General features: G+C 41.8%; 13 protein-coding genes. 9 read left to right on the plus strand and 4 right to left on the minus strand.

The genetic code is table 11. The features are described from left to right. The first annotated feature begins 10 nt into the window (after positions 1-10). From pdxS to IX53_RS10535, 3 genes are all read left to right on the plus strand, one after another. Positions 11-892: a pyridoxal 5'-phosphate synthase lyase subunit PdxS gene (gene pdxS, locus IX53_RS06270; RefSeq protein ID WP_047754624.1), complete on the plus strand. Its 882-nt coding sequence runs from the start codon at positions 11-13 to the stop codon at positions 890-892. A gap of 1 nt (position 893) precedes the next feature. After that, entirely contained in the window at positions 894-1466 is a 573-nt protein-coding gene (gene pdxT / locus IX53_RS06275; protein ID WP_047754625.1) for a pyridoxal 5'-phosphate synthase glutaminase subunit PdxT, read from the plus strand. Positions 1467-1551: 85 nt separating this feature from the next. Further along, a complete protein-coding gene (locus IX53_RS10535; RefSeq protein WP_245612785.1) occupies positions 1552-2205 on the plus strand; it encodes a class II glutamine amidotransferase in 654 nt (217 codons plus the stop codon). A 36-nt stretch (positions 2206-2241) separates the two neighbouring features. Here the strand turns inward: IX53_RS10535 and IX53_RS06285 are convergent, their stop codons facing one another. The 3 genes from IX53_RS06285 to IX53_RS06295 are packed head-to-tail and all read right to left on the minus strand — an operon-like array spanning position 2242 to position 4811. Then, positions 2242-3804: a hypothetical protein gene (locus IX53_RS06285; protein WP_156173123.1), complete on the minus strand. Its 1563-nt coding sequence runs from the start codon at positions 3802-3804 to the stop codon at positions 2242-2244. Positions 3805-3832: 28 nt separating this feature from the next. Further along, entirely contained in the window at positions 3833-4240 is a 408-nt protein-coding gene (locus IX53_RS06290; RefSeq protein WP_082128503.1) for a type II secretion system protein, read from the minus strand. Then, positions 4236-4811: a prepilin-type N-terminal cleavage/methylation domain-containing protein gene (locus IX53_RS06295; RefSeq protein ID WP_047754628.1), complete on the minus strand. Its 576-nt coding sequence runs from the start codon at positions 4809-4811 to the stop codon at positions 4236-4238. Before IX53_RS06295 ends, IX53_RS06290 begins: the two co-directional genes overlap by 5 nt. Positions 4812-4961: 150 nt before the next feature. Here IX53_RS06295 and IX53_RS11160 point away from each other — a divergent pair, with 150 nt between their 5' ends. The 3 genes from IX53_RS11160 to IX53_RS06305 all read left to right on the plus strand — a co-directional run bounded on the left by IX53_RS11160 (position 4962) and on the right by IX53_RS06305 (position 8112). Further along, complete coding sequence (locus tag IX53_RS11160; RefSeq protein ID WP_273229098.1) at positions 4962-5090, plus strand: hypothetical protein; 129 nt, start codon at positions 4962-4964, stop codon at positions 5088-5090. A 436-nt stretch (positions 5091-5526) separates the two neighbouring features. After that, positions 5527-6924 (plus strand): MATE family efflux transporter, encoded by a 1398-nt coding sequence (locus IX53_RS06300; RefSeq protein WP_047754629.1) that lies wholly within the window; start codon positions 5527-5529, stop codon positions 6922-6924. 159 nt (positions 6925-7083) lie between these two features. Then, positions 7084-8112 carry a 4Fe-4S dicluster domain-containing protein gene (locus IX53_RS06305; RefSeq protein WP_053001217.1) on the plus strand — a complete coding sequence of 343 codons (1029 nt, stop codon included), beginning with the start codon at positions 7084-7086 and terminating at the stop codon, positions 8110-8112. Between the two features lie 24 nt (positions 8113-8136). Here IX53_RS06305 and IX53_RS06310 read toward each other — a convergent pair whose 3' ends face one another. Then, on the minus strand, positions 8137-9987 hold the full coding sequence (locus tag IX53_RS06310) for an HD domain-containing phosphohydrolase (RefSeq protein ID WP_053001218.1): 1851 nt from the start codon (positions 9985-9987) through the stop codon (positions 8137-8139). A 233-nt stretch (positions 9988-10220) separates the two neighbouring features. Here IX53_RS06310 and IX53_RS06315 point away from each other — a divergent pair, with 233 nt between their 5' ends. From IX53_RS06315 to IX53_RS06325, 3 genes are all read left to right on the plus strand, one after another. Beyond that, on the plus strand, positions 10221-12689 hold the full coding sequence (locus tag IX53_RS06315; protein ID WP_218916050.1) for an ATP-binding protein: 2469 nt from the start codon (positions 10221-10223) through the stop codon (positions 12687-12689). 6 nt (positions 12690-12695) lie between these two features. Further along, positions 12696-13739, plus strand: coding sequence for an HD domain-containing phosphohydrolase (locus tag IX53_RS06320; RefSeq protein WP_053001219.1), 1044 nt, complete (start codon positions 12696-12698; stop codon positions 13737-13739). A gap of 273 nt (positions 13740-14012) precedes the next feature. Then, positions 14013-16538, plus strand: coding sequence for a sensor domain-containing diguanylate cyclase (locus IX53_RS06325; RefSeq protein WP_156173125.1), 2526 nt, complete (start codon positions 14013-14015; stop codon positions 16536-16538). Positions 16539-16556: the final 18 nt, after the last annotated feature.

The raw sequence follows: 16556 nt of genomic DNA on the forward strand, positions 1-16556 counted from the left end.
AGAGGTGTTAATGATGGAAAAGAAAGGCACATGGGTAGTTAAGAAAGGTTTTGCGGAGATGTTTAAGAACGGTGTGATCATGGATGTTACAACACCGGAACAAGCAAAAATTGCTCAGGAAGCCGGAGCAGTAGCAGTAATGGCACTTGAAAGAGTACCAGCTGATATCAGGAAAGAAGGCGGAGTAGCAAGAATGGCAGACATCCGCCTTATCAAAAGCATCATGGAGGCCGTATCAATACCTGTGATGGCAAAGGTCAGGATCGGGCATATAGCAGAAGCAAGAATACTGGAAGCTGTTGGAGTAGACTTCATCGACGAGTCTGAAGTTCTCACACCAGCTGACGACAGATACCATATCGACAAAAATCAGTTCACCGTTCCCTTTGTCTGTGGTGCGAGAAACCTCGGAGAAGCAGTGAGAAGAATTTCAGAAGGCGCGGCCATGATAAGAACAAAGGGAGAAGCAGGTACCGGAAATATCATTGAAGCTGTCAAGCACATAAGAACCGTTAACGAAGAAATCAGAAAAGTAAAGCTCATGTCGGACGAAGAACTCGTACACTTTGGAAAGGAAATAGGGGCCCCTGTTGAGATCCTCAAGCAGGTCAGAGAACTCGGCAGACTTCCTGTTGTCAATTTCGCTGCCGGAGGAGTTGCAACTCCTGCCGATGCCGCCCTCATGATGATTCTCGGTGTTGATGGTGTCTTTGTTGGTTCAGGTATATTCAAATCGAAAGATCCCAAGAAAATGAGTAAGGCGATTGTAGAAGCTGTTCTCCACTGGGACGACCCGAAAATACTCGCAAAGATCAGCGAGGACATTGGCCAGCCGATGGAAGGAAAAGATATCGAAGAACTCGAAGTTAAACTCCAGGAGAGGGGCTGGTAACTTGAAAATAGGGGTTCTCGGCATTCAAGGCGATATTCAGGAACATCTGAGAATGATTGAAAAGCTGGGACACGAAGCTGTCTGGGTAAAACGGCCAGAACAGCTAAAAGAACTTTCAGGCCTTATAATGCCCGGTGGCGAATCTACGACTATGATAAAACTTATGAAAAGGTTCGGAGTCTGGGAACCCCTTTACCAGATGCTCCAGAACGGTTTTCCGGTCTATGGGACCTGCGCAGGACTCGTCTTACTGGCTTCTGAGATAGAGAATTATCCGGAGCAGGATTCACTAAGTGCGTTGCCCGTTAAAGTGGAACGAAACGGCTATGGACGTCAGGTGAACAGTTTCGAAGTAGAACTCGTTATTCCCGTTCTTGGTGAACCACAATTCAACGCTGTTTTTATCCGCGCCCCCATTATTGTGGAATGTAAGGACTCGCTTGAAGTCCTTGCTACATACAACGATGATCCTGTTCTCGTGCGTTATGGCAACATCATGGCTTCCTCATTCCATCCCGAACTAACTAACGACACACGTATACACGAGTATTTTATAAAAGAAGTCATTGAATGATGCTGGGAACCATTACGCGGTTGAAATGAAACCAGAAAACTGAGAGAGACTGTTGTATGTCACAGGGGGGATAAACGTGTGCAGGATGCTTGCAATCAAGTCTGAATTACCAGTTAACTCAGATATGTATTTCCTTGCATTGAAACGAATGGCAGAGAAGGGTATGAAAAGTCCGCATGGAGATGGTTTCGGATTCTTGTACTCGACAGAAAGTGAATATGGCGTGTTCAAAAGTCTTGACCAAATCTGGAACTACGCTCATCCATTCATGGAAATGAAGCTGGGGATTTTCCATGCAAGAAAGGCTTCCTCAGGATACACTGCAAATTTGCACCACGTTCATCCTTTCATAACGGAAGTTCAGGGGAAGACCTGGGTCTTTGCGCATAACGGGACGATCTATGATGTAAACATCGATGGAGTTATAGACTCGCAGTACTACTTTTCGAAGATCCAAGAGAAGCTGCTCAAATGGCCTCCGGAAGATGCACTTCTTGCGACCGCGAAAGAAATAGAAAAGGAGAAAAAATTTACTTCTTTGACCTGCATTCTGAGCGATCTGGAAGATATCTGGGCTATGAAATACTATTCAGATCCAGGAGACAACTATCACAACCTTTACTATATGGAACACAACGGGGTGAAAGTCCTTGCGAGTGAACCTATTACACAGTATATTGATGTTGAAGGCATTGTAGACTTCAGAGAACTCGGGAATTGTGAAATTATAAAACTTTGACGAGTCACGAAAGGAAAGACTATCGAAAATAGAACATTACCAAATCATCATGCCTATCATCCTTCTGGATGAATCGAAAGCCTCCTGTGTCTGAGAGGGATCCATGTAGCCTGCAACGGCCACCAGCGAAGACAGTATATCACTTGCTTGGTTATCTTTATCGAAGGTATAGGATGTCAGAGCACCAAATATGAAGAGCTGTGGGGTATGTCCCTTCCCCTTTATGGCTTCCGAAATGTCAGGAAAGCTGATATCTCCCCCGTTACCATTGTTTTTCAATGCAAGTATATTTCCCATTATCGTTTTGTTTCCTTGAGTGCTGCTTGAAGAACCGAAGAGCAGCCTGATATCACCGCCCACAGCGGCCAGGGATAGAACATCTTTCCAGCTGGAGTTCAGCATGTCGCTTATCACTGTTAGCGACACTTCTTTGGTTTTGTTCCCTACCGGGGAATTTCCTTGCCCGTTATTTACAAAATCTACGAGATAATCATATACGAGGTTGGTGTTTATTGACACGTCTCCATAGATTGCTATATTGTATTTTCCGGTGACTGAACTGATTTTGTGAGGATCGTTACCGATCACTGCATCGCCGTTTATTTTTATGTTGATCGTGTTATCAGTGACCAGGCTGCTAGGAATTATAAATGCGGAAGTACCGTAAACGATTCTAAGTCCTGAGTTATCGAAAAACAGAGTAAAAACCGGGTCGGTGACTCCGGCTGGGGCAGATATAACTATGGTTTCGTCTGAGTTCACCGCTGAAAGGGTGTAATCACTGTCCAATACGTATTGAATTTCGGCAGCTGGAAGCGTGGATAGATATTCGCTCTTCCACTTCTGGTATATTGTCTCTGGATCATCTGATATATGGTTGAACCAACCTGGATAGAGCTCTTCAATATCGGGGATATTCACTGATTTCGCTGTGAGAGGGCCTGTGATTATTTCGCCTGGGGTACTGGTGTCAGTCAATAACAAATTGACGTCATCAAGGATAATAGCTTTTCCATAAACGAGGTCTCCTATTATCTTTGGGTTGCCTTTCCCACCGCCAACATTTCTCATTACGGAGAACACTCTGTTTGAGGCCGCGAGTCTGACAGCAGGCAGATACACATCGACGATATCCGCAATAAAACCTACTCCACATTTGTCGATATTTTCATCACTTTCTTTCTCCCTCATCGTCGCAGTTATCAAATATTTATTCCCAATTTCATACACATAGACATCGAAAATATACTTTCCATTGCCGAAGGCCGGGTCATCATTTAACGCATTTATATAACCACTCATATCGACACACGGGGTATCTGGCGTCAGGTTACTTAAGAAATCGCTCCAGTAATGTGACTCTATTCCGGCACGGCTGGCGATTTTGCTTTTGAACTCTTCTATTTTGTCCCAGGTGGAAGACATGACGATGGAGTCACTTCGCATCAGTAAATATCCCGCTGTTTCGATGACATTTGCGAGGATATTTTGTTTTTGAGCTAAGATTTTATAATTGTTAAGCCTTTCGGCAGTACGGTTGAGTTGTATCCCTACAGCCATAAGTACCAGCGTGCCAAAAATGAGAAGGATCATAGTCAACGGGAGAACACCCCCCTTTTTTCGGGGTTTACAATTCGGAGATGAGAACATATAACCTCACTTCCCTCCCGGTTTTTTTGTCCACTATTGTAACCGTGAATTTGTAAAGACCTGCGTAGTCTTGAACCTGTTCATGTGTAATAGCTTTGATTTCAAAGCTGTTAAAACCCGATGCGGGAAGATAATTGGAATTCAGATTATTTCGGAGTGAATTCAGGAAATTATCAATATTCCCATTTTTCAAAGCATCGCGCAGAATCGAATTATAGCGTAGATGATTTTCGACGAGTTCTGTAATCGCCTCAAATTCAGAGGATCTCGTAGCAGTCCCTGAGAGTTCTTTGTATTGGAGAGCTAAAAAAACACCCGACGAAATGAAAGTCGACAGAATAGCCATTACAAGCAAAACTTCGATGAAAGAAAAGCCCTTCTTAATAGAACCTCACCGCCCCTTCCACACGCCTTTGCATGATAGGTTGCTCAACATTAGGATCATAGTAGCAAAAAGTGGCATCGTATTTTATGTAATCGGTACCGGGGATAAGGCTAACACTAAATGAATCGAGATATTTTGAAACTGACGTCGTAATAATCTCGCCAGATTCATCTTTGGGTAACAAGTACAACAGTTCCTTTCTTACAGGATCGTGAGTTATAGTGGACACTGCGGTCACCCAGCCCGTCTGATTATTAGCTGGAATACTGGATATCAGGGTGATGGAATTTCCTGATAGGGCCTCTGGATCGGTGATATCTGTTATCGTTGCCATCAATGTCCACTGGCGCGATACAATGCTTTGTATAGAAGTGTGTAGTTTTACAATTTCCTCATCGAGGAGCATTGAGATCTTTAATTGTTCGGAGATCTTGAAAAATAAGTTCGATACCACAACGACAGATAACAACACCACGCTATATATTGCCAAAGCCACCAAAACTTCCGTGAGTAAAAACCCTTTCTTTCTGTCCGTTCTTTCACTTTTGAAAAATGACCACTTTGTTGTCATATTATCACCATATGATTATTTTTTAGTCTATTGATATAGTATAACGATTGAATTATATATTCATGATGGTGATGTTATATGTTTTTAACATTCTTTTTGTGCTTCTCATTTTCAAATGTTAGCGAAATAATTCCGAAATGTAAGTGAGCCATGGAAACGTCTATTTCAATCGATTCGCCGACAGAGATTCCCGTGGATATTCAGAAAGTTCACATGCTTATCATGAAGAATAAAAAATACGGAGTTAGTATAGTTAGGAATCCTAACTTTAATCACTGATGTTTGGATTCGCTGAGCGAATAATGCTGGGGACTGAGAAAACCCGTTGTGGGTGGTAGGTTGTTGGTTGTAGGTGATAACGGGAATCGAGAACCGGTGACCAAGAATTGAGAGCCCGAGAACTCGTTTACCGTTTTTCGTTTTCTGGTAAGAGCGATATTAGATGTTGGAGACTGGAGCTTAGATGAAGAGCAGGTTTGGGGTATAGGGTGTAGTAAAAGCAAAAAATCAGTGAGCGAGAGTTGGATCTCGGTTTTCCATACCCTAGACTCCATACCCTATACCCGCACTTTCCAAAAAGGTTCTTATTGGTCAACGGAAAACGGACAACGGTAAACGGCGCTCTCGAAATTCACATGCAACCCACAACCTACCACCTACAATTGTTTTCTCGGATTCTCGAATCTCGATTCTCATTTTTTTCGAGGGGTGAACAATGAAATACAGCTTGCTGAAATCATACCTTGATCACAATGAAGCGGTTGAAATAAGAAAGAGACTTCTTGTTATAGCGCTTCCTGCTGTTGGTGAAAACGTACTTCAGATGCTGCTCGGGATAGCAGATACCGCCTTTCTGGGGCACTATGATTGGCGTACTATAGGTGGAGTTGGCACGGCTAATCAAATAATTTTTATCCTTCAGGCTGTGCTCATTGCCATCTCCACAGGCACAATGGTGTTTATCGCCAATAGTCTTGGTGCGAACAATAGAAGGAAAGTGGACTCTGTCGCCTGGCAGGCGATTTACCTTTCGTTGGTTACAGGTATCGGGCTTGCGATTCTTTCAGTATTTTCCAGCGGGTTTATCAATGTGTTTTTCCCTTCCGCCGAAGAATCTTTGAAGGAAATAGGTGCCGATTATTTGAGAATCATCTTGATAGGTATGCCAGGTCTGAGTTTTATGATAATAATTGCTTCCGCTCTGAGGGGAGCGGGGGATACACGCTCACCGATGTACGCAGCGGTGGTTGCAAATGGTTTGAATGTTTTTCTGGACTACAGCATGATCTTCGGGAAATTCGGGTTTCCGGAACTTGGGGCGAAAGGTGCTGCACTCGCTACGGTTGTTTCCCGTGTAGTAGGAGCTATGATCCTGCTTTTCCTGCTTTACTCCAATAGAAAAGTTGGTATGTCCAGAAAACCCGTGAAAACTTCCTGGAAAAATGTAAAGGAAGTACTGTCTGTTGGATTGCCCACAGCATTTGAGAATTTCTCCTTTTCTTTTGGTGTTCTCATTTTCGCGAATATCTTGCTTATGGCTGGTTCAGAGGCTTATGCGGCTCACAGAATTGGTATAAACGTTGAATCGATCTCTTTCATGCCAGCGTGGGGGATTAGCGTTGCTATCACAGCGCTTGTGGGGTATTTCAATGGTTCCGGGGAGCTGAAGAAGGTTATCGGTACGGTAAGACAGGGCTGGCTGATAGGGTTGGGCTTTGGTGCGATCATAGGCTCTGTTATCTTCCTCTGGCCAGAAGTGTTTATCGCTTTTTTCACCTCTGAGAGGACAATAATCGAAATGGCAAGGCTACCCGTCAGGTTGATAGGGTTGTTCCAGATCGTACTTGCTACGGACTTTGTGGCGACCGGCGCATTGAGGGGACTTGGGGACACAAAGTTTCCCATGATGGCTTCTACAACCGCTATGTGGTTGATAAGGATTCCTGTTGGTTTCGTTTTGGTAAAATACTTTGATATGGGGTTACTCGGAGCCTGGACTGGTATGATGGGTGATATGGTTTTCAGGATGGTCTTGAAGGTTTTCAGGCTTCTTTCGGGAAACTGGGAAGAGCGTGCTAAAAGGGTCAGAGAAGAAGCCGCTTACTATGACTAATCAATACTTTTCGTAAAGCTTCAGATTGCTCTCGACTTTCTCAGGAGTCATCGGAGGTGGGGATATTCTTTAGGATTTCCAGGAGATACTGATTATTTATATAATTGAATCGAAAAATTGTTTGTTTCCACTGAAGGAGAGTTTCATGAAGGTGCGGTGATGACTTTGAAACGTTACGACGAAAGAGACACGATGTTCGCTAGGATGGTTTATAAAGAAGGAACAAAGGCGTATAAAGATTATTATTCACGTCATCCTGAACGCAAAGCTATTGATGACGAACTCAGGAATATGCCCGCACTTTGTTCTCCAGAGACACCGACTTATCACCCCATAGATTCTAAAATTCCAGATGCCAACTTCAGATTTCTGACAGATATAAGAGAACTTGTTGAAGGTGAAAAGAAGCCAACAAAGACCTCTGTTGAGCCTGAGCAGATCAGCGGAAGATTAAAGGAACTCACGCTTTACTATGGTGCCAAACACGTGGGAATAGCGAAAATGCAGGATTATCATTATTACAGTCATCGAGGCAGATTATTAGAATATTATGGTGATGAAGTAAAGGATTTACTACCATATGGAATCGCCTTTACCGTGGAGATGAAAAGGGAAGGGGTAGAAAAGGCCCCCCTCATTCCCGAGATCATAGAGAGTTCGAGGGCTTATGTAGAAGCTGCAATTATAGGTATGCAGCTGGCATACTTTATCCGTGAGCTCGGCTACAGTGCTCGAGTGCATATGGATGGCAACTACCTTGTCATAGCACCCCTCGTTGCACAGGATGCCGGTATTGGTGTTATAGGCCGGCATGGGCTTCTTATCACACCAACATATGGTACTTCAGTACGGCTCGGAGTGGTTACAACCGATTTGCCTCTCGTACCAGATGATAGGTTTGAAATAGATATCGCGAAATTCTGTGAAATCTGTGGCGTATGCGCCTCTGTTTGCCCAGGCAGGGCAATTCCAACTGGCTCCCGGAAGTTCATTAATGGGGAGCTTCGATGGCAAATAGAGCAGGAAAAGTGCTATGCGTTCTGGCGAAAGGTAGGCACTGACTGTGGTGTGTGCATGAAAACTTGCCCTTTTGGAAAGGGGATAGAACTTCTGGATCTTCTCGAGCCAGAGTTCACTGAACATCCCTTGAAGCTATTCAAAAAGTATCTGAACAGTAGCCAGGAATAGCTGGAGGCAGTTGTTAATGGTTGTTTATTCCGTCTTAAAAGTCTTCAGATCTTTATCGGTGTCTTTTAATTTTTCGTAGATAACCTTGATTTCATCGAGAGATTCAATGAAAGTGTCGAACACGAAAGGATCGAAGTGTGTACCACGGCCTTCGCGCATAATTTCTAAAGACTTTTCAAAAGAGAAAGCGGGCTTATAGGAGCGCTTTGAAGTCAATGCATCGAAAACATCAACGACAGCTGTGATCCTTCCTGCGAGCGGTATCTCTTTGCCTTTCAATCCACGGGGATAACCACTGCCATCCCATTTTTCGTGATGCCCCATGATTACTTCTTTGGCTGTTTTCAGAAAGTCTAGCCCTACTTTCTCTTTCAAACTCTTGTTCATGCTATCTATAATCTTTTCACCAATGGTCACATGGGTTTTCATGATCTCGAATTCGTCATGGGTAAGTTTAGCGGGTTTTAAGAGTATATGATCGGGAATTCCCACTTTTCCAATATCATGAACCGGGCTAAACCATAGCATCTCGCGAACAAATTTTGGTGTGATGCTTTTGTCCTTTTGAGCAAGTTTTGACGCGATAAGATAAGAATAAAGCGAAACCCTCGTTAGATGTTTTCCAGTTTCGTTGTCTTTCTTTTCCACAAGATCCGCAAAGGCTCTTGTGGCTTTTGCAATAAGCTCCTGATTTATATAAGAAGAGAACGCGATTCCTTTAATGAGATTCACAAATCGATTTATTCGCAATACTTCCTTCTCAGAGAAGGCACCTTTTTTCACACTGTTCACGAAGAAAAAACCGATGCAGTTACCATTCGCAAAAATGGGGATGGTAATACTTGATCTCATACCTTCTTTTAAAAGCAATTTGGTTGCCTCTGATTTATGAATATTATTGTAGTGATATTCGAGGTCATTTATTATCCTAGACTCCCTGCTTTTGAGGAGCTTTTCAAGGGATGTGTTCTTAATGTTGGAAGCAAAACCTTCCTTAAGGTATGTTTCACCGACTTTTGATACCGCAGTTTCTGCAATGACATTTCCGAAGTTGTCCAGAAAAGCAAAAGCGGCACGGTCTATATCCATGTATTCATTGAGAGTTTCAAATATTTTTGGCATGATATCTTCAAGCGTTCCCGCAACTTCTAAGCTTAGAACTTTTTGGTCGAACTCAAATTCTTGAATCATTCTTTTCACTGTTTTATGGACTTCTTCCGCTTCCCTAATAGGAGGGCAAGGATGAAGTTCAACTTTACCCCTGTTGATAAAGGAATTTAGATCTTCAATACCAACATAGACATAGTCAGTAAATTTCTTAAAATATTTTCCAACAACCAGAATAACAAAACCTATTGCAGCAAATACAATAAGTGCTATTCGTAGTGAAGTCGAATTCACTTTGCTAATAAATTGTTCTTTTTTGGAAATCCATTCCATGACGTTATCTTCAATTTTTCCAAATGCTAATGCAATTTGCAAATACTCGTTGTTAGCTTTAACCAGGGAAATCATCTCCTCGGACGAAAATGGTACTGAAAATTCAGTGAAGTGCTTCTCCAAAGATCCAAGCTCCTCAGCGAGATCAGATACTGTTTCGACATATGCCGGCATAGTGTATGCCCTTTCCCCGTAGGTATCGTAAAGTGAATGCAGTGCGTCTACTTTTTCTAACACCGTGTTTTTTTTCAGCAGATTTTCAAGAAATTCTTTTTGGTTTTTCACGTTGAGTTCCAGAAGTTCGACCGTGAGTATCAATACTGCAATTAAAAAAATAGAAATAATTGTAGAATAAAATATAATCTTAATATACATATTAACACTTTTCTTAGTTACACTTGTCCCACTTTCAGTGCGTTTCAAACGCCGTTGCATACATTAAACCTCCCAGGAGAATAGCCGTCAATCAAGGTGGCATTTACGCATGGAAGAATTGGTCGATTAGCAATACCTAATGGAAAAAACTTGCTATTTCAACGAATCCATCGGGTTTCTCTTGACTATTATAGAACAGAAATAAAGAAATTATAAAAATAATCTCTACAACACTCCTCATTTTAGGATGTTTTTTCGAAACAAAGGAATATAATTGTAAGCAACCCACAATGATGTGGATGACTTGGGAGCGTGTTTTTGTGGAGTATGTTGTTTCTGGTTTGAGCTTTGCCTGGGTGATTGGGTGGTACCTCGTCTTCGGATATGGTTTTTTGGCGAATTTTCTATTTGATATGATTGTGGTTGTGACGCTTGGCAGCTTGTTTTTTCTTTTGATAATCTTACCAAAGGAACGTAGATCTTTCTCGCTTCAAATTATGGGGACAACATTTCTAGGTGCCGCAATTCTTGAATTCGCCCACTCTCTCGTTTATCTTGGGTACATTACATTTGATGCTGAATTGACTGTGAAGCTATGGATCTTTTCAAAGATAGTACTGGTTTCCGGTCTAATGCTGGCCTTTGTCGTTTCAACAAAGGCTCTGCTACCCAACACTCAGAAACTAATCAGAAAACTGTCATCGCTACCGCTGATCCTTTCGATTGGCTTGTTGCTTCTTCATAAATACATTCCTGGTACCCTATTTTATAAAGACGGCGTAATAACACCTCTAAAATCGGTATTAGAACTCTTCTTCACCAGCTGCTTTATTTTTTTAGCCTTGAAATTCAGAAAAGAACCGGCCTTCTTTCTGGGAGCCATTCTGAATGCCGCTGCGCATGTTATGTTCTTTTCCTATGAAGGTGTTTTCGGTATCGCCTCTGTCTTTGGTTACGCCTTCATGCTTTCAGGTTTAAGTATCCTGGCATTATGGGCATTTAAAAAATACCTGGTCCTCCCCTTCAGAGAAGCGGATGCGTTAGCGAAACGCTTCGGCAGGATGAACGATGTTTCAAAGGCCGTCAATGAGAAAATAGAATTTTTAAATGCCGTTATAAACCTAAAATCTGAACTTGCAGATGCGAATAATGAGAAGGAGCTTTTAGATAGAATCATGGATTTTATTTCGCAAAAAGCTAATGTCAGTTTCGCTCTTTTTCAAGAAGGTAAATTAATTGCAAAATATCCCAAATGTTTACCAGATTCAGTTGAAAAATACGCTGATTTTGAAAAATTCAAACTGTTAAATATGAATGCATTTCTTAAGTCTCCTGACCAGACAATCCAAAAGTTGCTTGAAGACCTTTTTCTTCGCACTAATATTCTGGCGCAAAATATTAAAAACCGAAATGAACTTGGGAACTTGAATCAGAAAATCAGGGAGCAAGAAGAATTCAGGCTGAACTTTCAGAGGTCGATTTCTCACGAATTAAAAACGCCTCTCAATGTAATAAGTGGTAACCTTCAGCTTATCGAAATGGGAATTTTTGGAAAAAACCCAAACCTTTCAGAACCTTTGCAGTCTATGAAGAACGCTTCAAAATATATGCTCGAACTGATTAACAACTTGATGGACCTTTCTCGACTCGAGACAGGTAGAGTAACTGTTGAGTCTATACCGCTGAAAATCAGTGATTTTGAGCCTATCGTTGCTCAATATGAAACGCTGGCTACCCAAAAAGGACTCGAGTTCAAATTCCAATTCTCTGGAAGGCGAGAATTCTCTGGGGACTATAAGCTACTGTCAGCACTGCTTTCCAACCTCCTGAGTAACGCAATCAAGTACACTGCTATCAGGGGAAAGGTGAAAGGATATCTGGAAATCTGCGAAAAAAAGATAGTCATTGAAGTATCCGATACCGGGAAGGGAATTCCGAAAAGCAAGCAAGAAGAAATATTCGAGCCTTTTGTTTCTGCTGAAAAGCGGAACATGGGAACAGGCCTTGGGCTGGCGATTGTAAAGAAGTTCGTGGACCTCCTTCATGGAAATATTTCCCTATGGAGCGTTGAAGGTAAGGGAAGTACCTTCAAAATTGAGCTGCCACGCCCGGAACTTAAATATGAACCGGCTGCCAAAGGAGCCATAGAAGAATCTATCGACGTACTCTATATCGAGTACGATCCTGACACCAGAAAACTTATAAAGAAACTCCTGAAAGAATTCACTGTTGAAGAGGCTTGCACGGGAAAAGAAGGCTTTGAAAAAGCGCTGGCGTTGAAACCTAAAATTGTAATAACTGATTTGGGATTGCCAGACATCGACGGCAGAAACCTGATTATAGACCTAAAAACCAGAGAAGAGCTAAAGAATACCAATTTTCTTCTCTATACCGGTGGCAATGTCGGGCACACCCTTTCAGGAATCCCCGTGATAGAAAAGGGATCGGACTTACAAAATTTCTTGCTCTCAATAAAAATTTTGATGGGTGTAAACCGACTTATATTAACTTCGAACATGGTCGATAGCAGGGAAGTCATAAAGGTTAAAAAAATGATGAATGAAATTATTAAAAATGGAAGCATTCAAGTAAGAAATCTGGATGAAATCAGAGACACGGAATTGCAGCTTTACGACTTTATAGTAGCTGTGCTACCCGATGATATAAGCATAATTTCCAAAGTAGTCACAAAGATGAAATCGTTGCCTGGAAATCGAGTAGTACTTGTTTTCCTTAAGTCGCATGAAACAACAGGAGAATGATCAGTTATGCCCAGGGTTCTTCTGGTTGAAAACGATTTTTCCACGCGCAGGATGATTACCCTGTTCCTCAGCCACAAAGGATATGAGGTGATCGAGGCTGAAAACGGCGAAGAAGCTTTGGATATCGTAGAAAAGAAAGGATTCCCTGACGTAGTTATCACAGACGTTGAAATGCCTGTTATGGGTGGCATTGCTTTAATAAAAAAACTGCGCGAGAGAGAGGTTCCGTCAATTATCTTTACAATGACCGCCTTTTCAGACCCGGAAACTATGAAGGAAGCTGCGTTCGCAGGTGCGGACGAATTTATTTCAAAGCCAATAGATTTCAAGTTGGTCGCCATACGGTTAGACATGGCATTAAAAGCAAGGGAATTTCACATTGAAAAAGCTCAAGCCGAGCATTTCTTGAAACTGGAAAATACGTATAGCAGCGAAGCTATAACAGAACTCAAAGACAGAAACAGAAACCTCGCATCCGATCTCCTCAAAAAAATCTACCGGCTTTCTGAACATAGAGATGATGAAACGCATGAGCATACACTGAGGGTTGGATTGATTTCTGAAAAAATCGGCAAGCTCTTTGGGCTTGGGAAAGAAGAGACATACTTATTAAAATTGGCCGCCCCGCTGCATGATCTGGGAAAGATCGGGATACCGGACGCCATATTGTTAAAACCTGGTAAGCTGACGAATATAGAGTTCAACGTGATGAAAACTCACAGCATTATTGGTTATGAAATCCTGAAAGATAGTACAACCGACGTGTTAAAGATGGCTGCGAGCATTGCCTTGACACACCATGAACGCTGGGACGGGAGTGGTTATCCAAACGCCTTCAGAGGCAATGAAATACCAATAGGAGGGTTAATAGTGGCCATAGCGGACAGCTTCGATGCTATAGTAAGCAAGCGACCTTACAAGAAGGCAATGTCACTGGAGTCAGGTTTTGAAGAAATAAGGATAAATGCCGGAAAGTTATATTCCCCATCTGTGGTTAATGCCTTTCTTGAAGCAAAAGAAGGAATTTTGGAATTTTACAGTGATGTTTGATAATACGAGGTTAGTGACACTGCCTGCTGAAGCGAAGCCCGAGACCCGAGAGTCCGAGAAAAACTGTTGTAAGAGTGGTAGAGTTTTTAGTTGATAGTTTCTGGTTCTTAGACTTTCTATACTCTAGACCCTATACTCTAGACCCTATACCCGCTCTTCTAAGTTCTTCGATTAACGAATGACGGAAAACGGACAACGGTAAACGATTCTCGGTCACCGGATTTCGTTTTCAGGAGGTCTAAGTGGGTTTTATGGTTGATAAGAGGTGAGGATTTGAATGTAAGAAAAGTGGATTATCTCATAATTTTTTCTATTGCTTTCCTTTGCTTTCTAACTGCCATTATAGCCTTAATTACTTTCCCGCACGCTTCAATAACATGGAGTACCACCATATTCAAATTCATGGTTTTTGTTGGGCTTTTCCTTGGAATGGTTCTTGTATCTAAGCTTAGAATCATTACTCTCACTCTGGGTCTTGGCCTTTTCTCTTACGCGAGATTTCTCGGTTTTGTTGGTACGTTGATCTCAAGTGAGCCTCCCTTTCCTGGAAATTGGCCTGTACTGGTGCATATAGTTGCGGCTGTTCTTACCGCTTATGCTGGAATCATAGCTATAAACTCCATGCTAATTTACAGGAAAAAGTATCAGGAATTTTTTGATAACACCAGTGAATTGATCCTGATTGTAGATAAAGAAAGGGATTCAATTATAGAAGCCAACAAAGTTGCTATTGACTATTTTGGAAAAGATCTGACAAACAAAGGGACCGGAAAATGCCTCGATGAAAGGAACAAGTCTGCACTGTGCAGTAAAATACGCAATTCCAAGGGTGGATTTCCTAAAACATTTGAAGAAATACTCTATAAGCATGACGGTTCCCCATTTTACGCGGACATTTTGATAGATGAATTCGACATCATGAAAAGGGTATATTACCTTATATCGATCAGGGACATCTCAGACAGAAAACAAGCCGAATTGATTGCCGAAAACGAGCATGAAAGGTTCAAAGGGCTCTTTGAAAAGAACAACGATGCGGTTTTCTTTTTCGACCTCGATGGAAAATATATTGATGCGAATGAAAAAGCCGTTGAGCTTCTTGGGTACACCATTGAAGAACTCAAATCAAAAACATTCCGGGACGTTGTCGCTTCAGAAGAGCTTAATGAAGCCAAACAGATACTTTCCGATCTGAAGACAAAAGGATCGCTTCGAGTTTACGAGAGGACATTCGTGAGAAAAGACGGCACGAAAATACCGGTCGAAATCAACATTGCCTTGATACGCTCCAGCGATGGGAATTTCGATCACATACAGAGTATTGTCAGGGATATCTCAGAACGGAAAAAAGCCGAAGCCTTGATCAAAGCTGAAAGAGATAAGTTTCAGAAATACTTAGATGTTGCACAGGCTGCAATTGTTATCCTCGATTCTTCCGGGAAGATAAAATACCTGAACATTGAAGGCTTTAAAATCCTCAGATATTCCATTGACGAAATGGATGAAGTGGTTGAAAAGGATGCGTTTGAAGAATTTGTACCGGAAAGTAATAGAGAAAAAGCACGAGAAATATTCGGCAAACTTGTCTCTGGAGAAGTGAAATCAGTAAGTAACATTTTGATTCCGCTTCTAACGAAAAAAGGAGAGACAAAAATGATCCTCTGGAGTGGTATCGGGTTAGAAGACGCAGACGGGAATATAATAGAAATCTTGCTCTCTGGAAAAGATGTTACTGAGATTCACAATCGGCAGATGAAATTAGAAAAATTTAGCGGATTTCATTCGTCACTGAACAAGGTTATCATGAACATACTACTGGAAGGCATAAACGAAAACAGTTATCAGAAAATCCTTGAAGAATGTGTCACTGCGATTCCTGATGCTCAGGCAGGAAGTGTGATTGTGAAGGATGAAAGAGGTCTATTCAAATTTGCTGCTGCCACAAATTGCGATATTTCCGGTTTGAAAGGTATTCATCTAAAACCTGAAGAGTTGGTTCATGGCAATCTTAAGAACACTTCAATTATTAAGGGGCCTCTCAGCTCCCGACTCAATGATAAATTACTAAAAACAATCATGACAAAAGGGAAGCTCGTTGAAGAAGTAAAGGCTTTACTCGTGATTCCAATCGTAATCGATGACAAAATAGAAGCTTGTTTCATTCTTGCTAACTTTGATACTGAACGAGCTTTTAGCGACGCTACCACTTTGGAACTTGCTGAAAAATTCGGTGAATCCGCTTCTGTACTGATAGAACGCCTTAAACTTGAGGAAGCATTGAAAATCCAGAAAATGAAACTAGAATTTCTATCAAACCACGATACCCTGACGGAATTACCCAATAGGCGTTTTCTGCGGGAACACTCGGAGTTAATATTTGCACTCGCCAGAAGAAACGCCCGTCCCGTGAGTATTCTTTATGCCGATCTCGATGGGTTCAAAGAAATAAATGATAAACTGGGTCATGACGTGGGAGATTATGTTTTAAAAGAAGTCGCTAAAAGGTTTAGAAATTCACTTCGGAAAAGCGATATCGTAGCAAGACTTGGGGGTGATGAGTTCGCTTTCCTGTTTCCAGAAACTGACAGTAAAATGGCTGTTGTAGCTGCAGAAAGGATTCTCCTCAGTCTGGAAAAACCTATCATTTTCAACAATATAAAACTGAATATTTCTGGAAGCATCGGTATATCCTGCTTTCCAGAACACGGTAAAGACCTTAAGGAGCTGTTGAAAAAAGCGGATTCTGCCATGTACCTGGCAAAGAAAAAAGGCTTAAAAATTGCTGTTTACAAGGAGTGAATTTAGGGATGTTGAGAG

The sequence above is a fragment of the Kosmotoga pacifica genome, assembly GCF_001027025.1.
Lineage (GTDB): Bacteria > Thermotogota > Thermotogae > Petrotogales > Kosmotogaceae > Kosmotoga_B > Kosmotoga_B pacifica.

Coding starts and splice junctions, on each gene's coding strand:
- IX53_RS06305 (WP_053001217.1), top strand. CDS start 7,084: ATGACTTTGAAACGTTACGACGAAAGAGACACGATGTTCGCTAGGATG.
- IX53_RS06295 (WP_047754628.1), bottom strand. CDS start 4,811: ATGACAACAAAGTGGTCATTTTTCAAAAGTGAAAGAACGGACAGAAAG.
- IX53_RS11160 (WP_273229098.1), top strand. CDS start 4,962: ATGGAAACGTCTATTTCAATCGATTCGCCGACAGAGATTCCCGTGGAT.
- IX53_RS06300 (WP_047754629.1), top strand. CDS start 5,527: ATGAAATACAGCTTGCTGAAATCATACCTTGATCACAATGAAGCGGTT.
- pdxS (WP_047754624.1), top strand. CDS start 11: ATGATGGAAAAGAAAGGCACATGGGTAGTTAAGAAAGGTTTTGCGGAG.
- IX53_RS06310 (WP_053001218.1), bottom strand. CDS start 9,987: ATGCAACGGCGTTTGAAACGCACTGAAAGTGGGACAAGTGTAACTAAG.
- IX53_RS10535 (WP_245612785.1), top strand. CDS start 1,552: ATGCTTGCAATCAAGTCTGAATTACCAGTTAACTCAGATATGTATTTC.
- IX53_RS06315 (WP_218916050.1), top strand. CDS start 10,221: ATGTGGATGACTTGGGAGCGTGTTTTTGTGGAGTATGTTGTTTCTGGT.
- IX53_RS06320 (WP_053001219.1), top strand. CDS start 12,696: ATGCCCAGGGTTCTTCTGGTTGAAAACGATTTTTCCACGCGCAGGATG.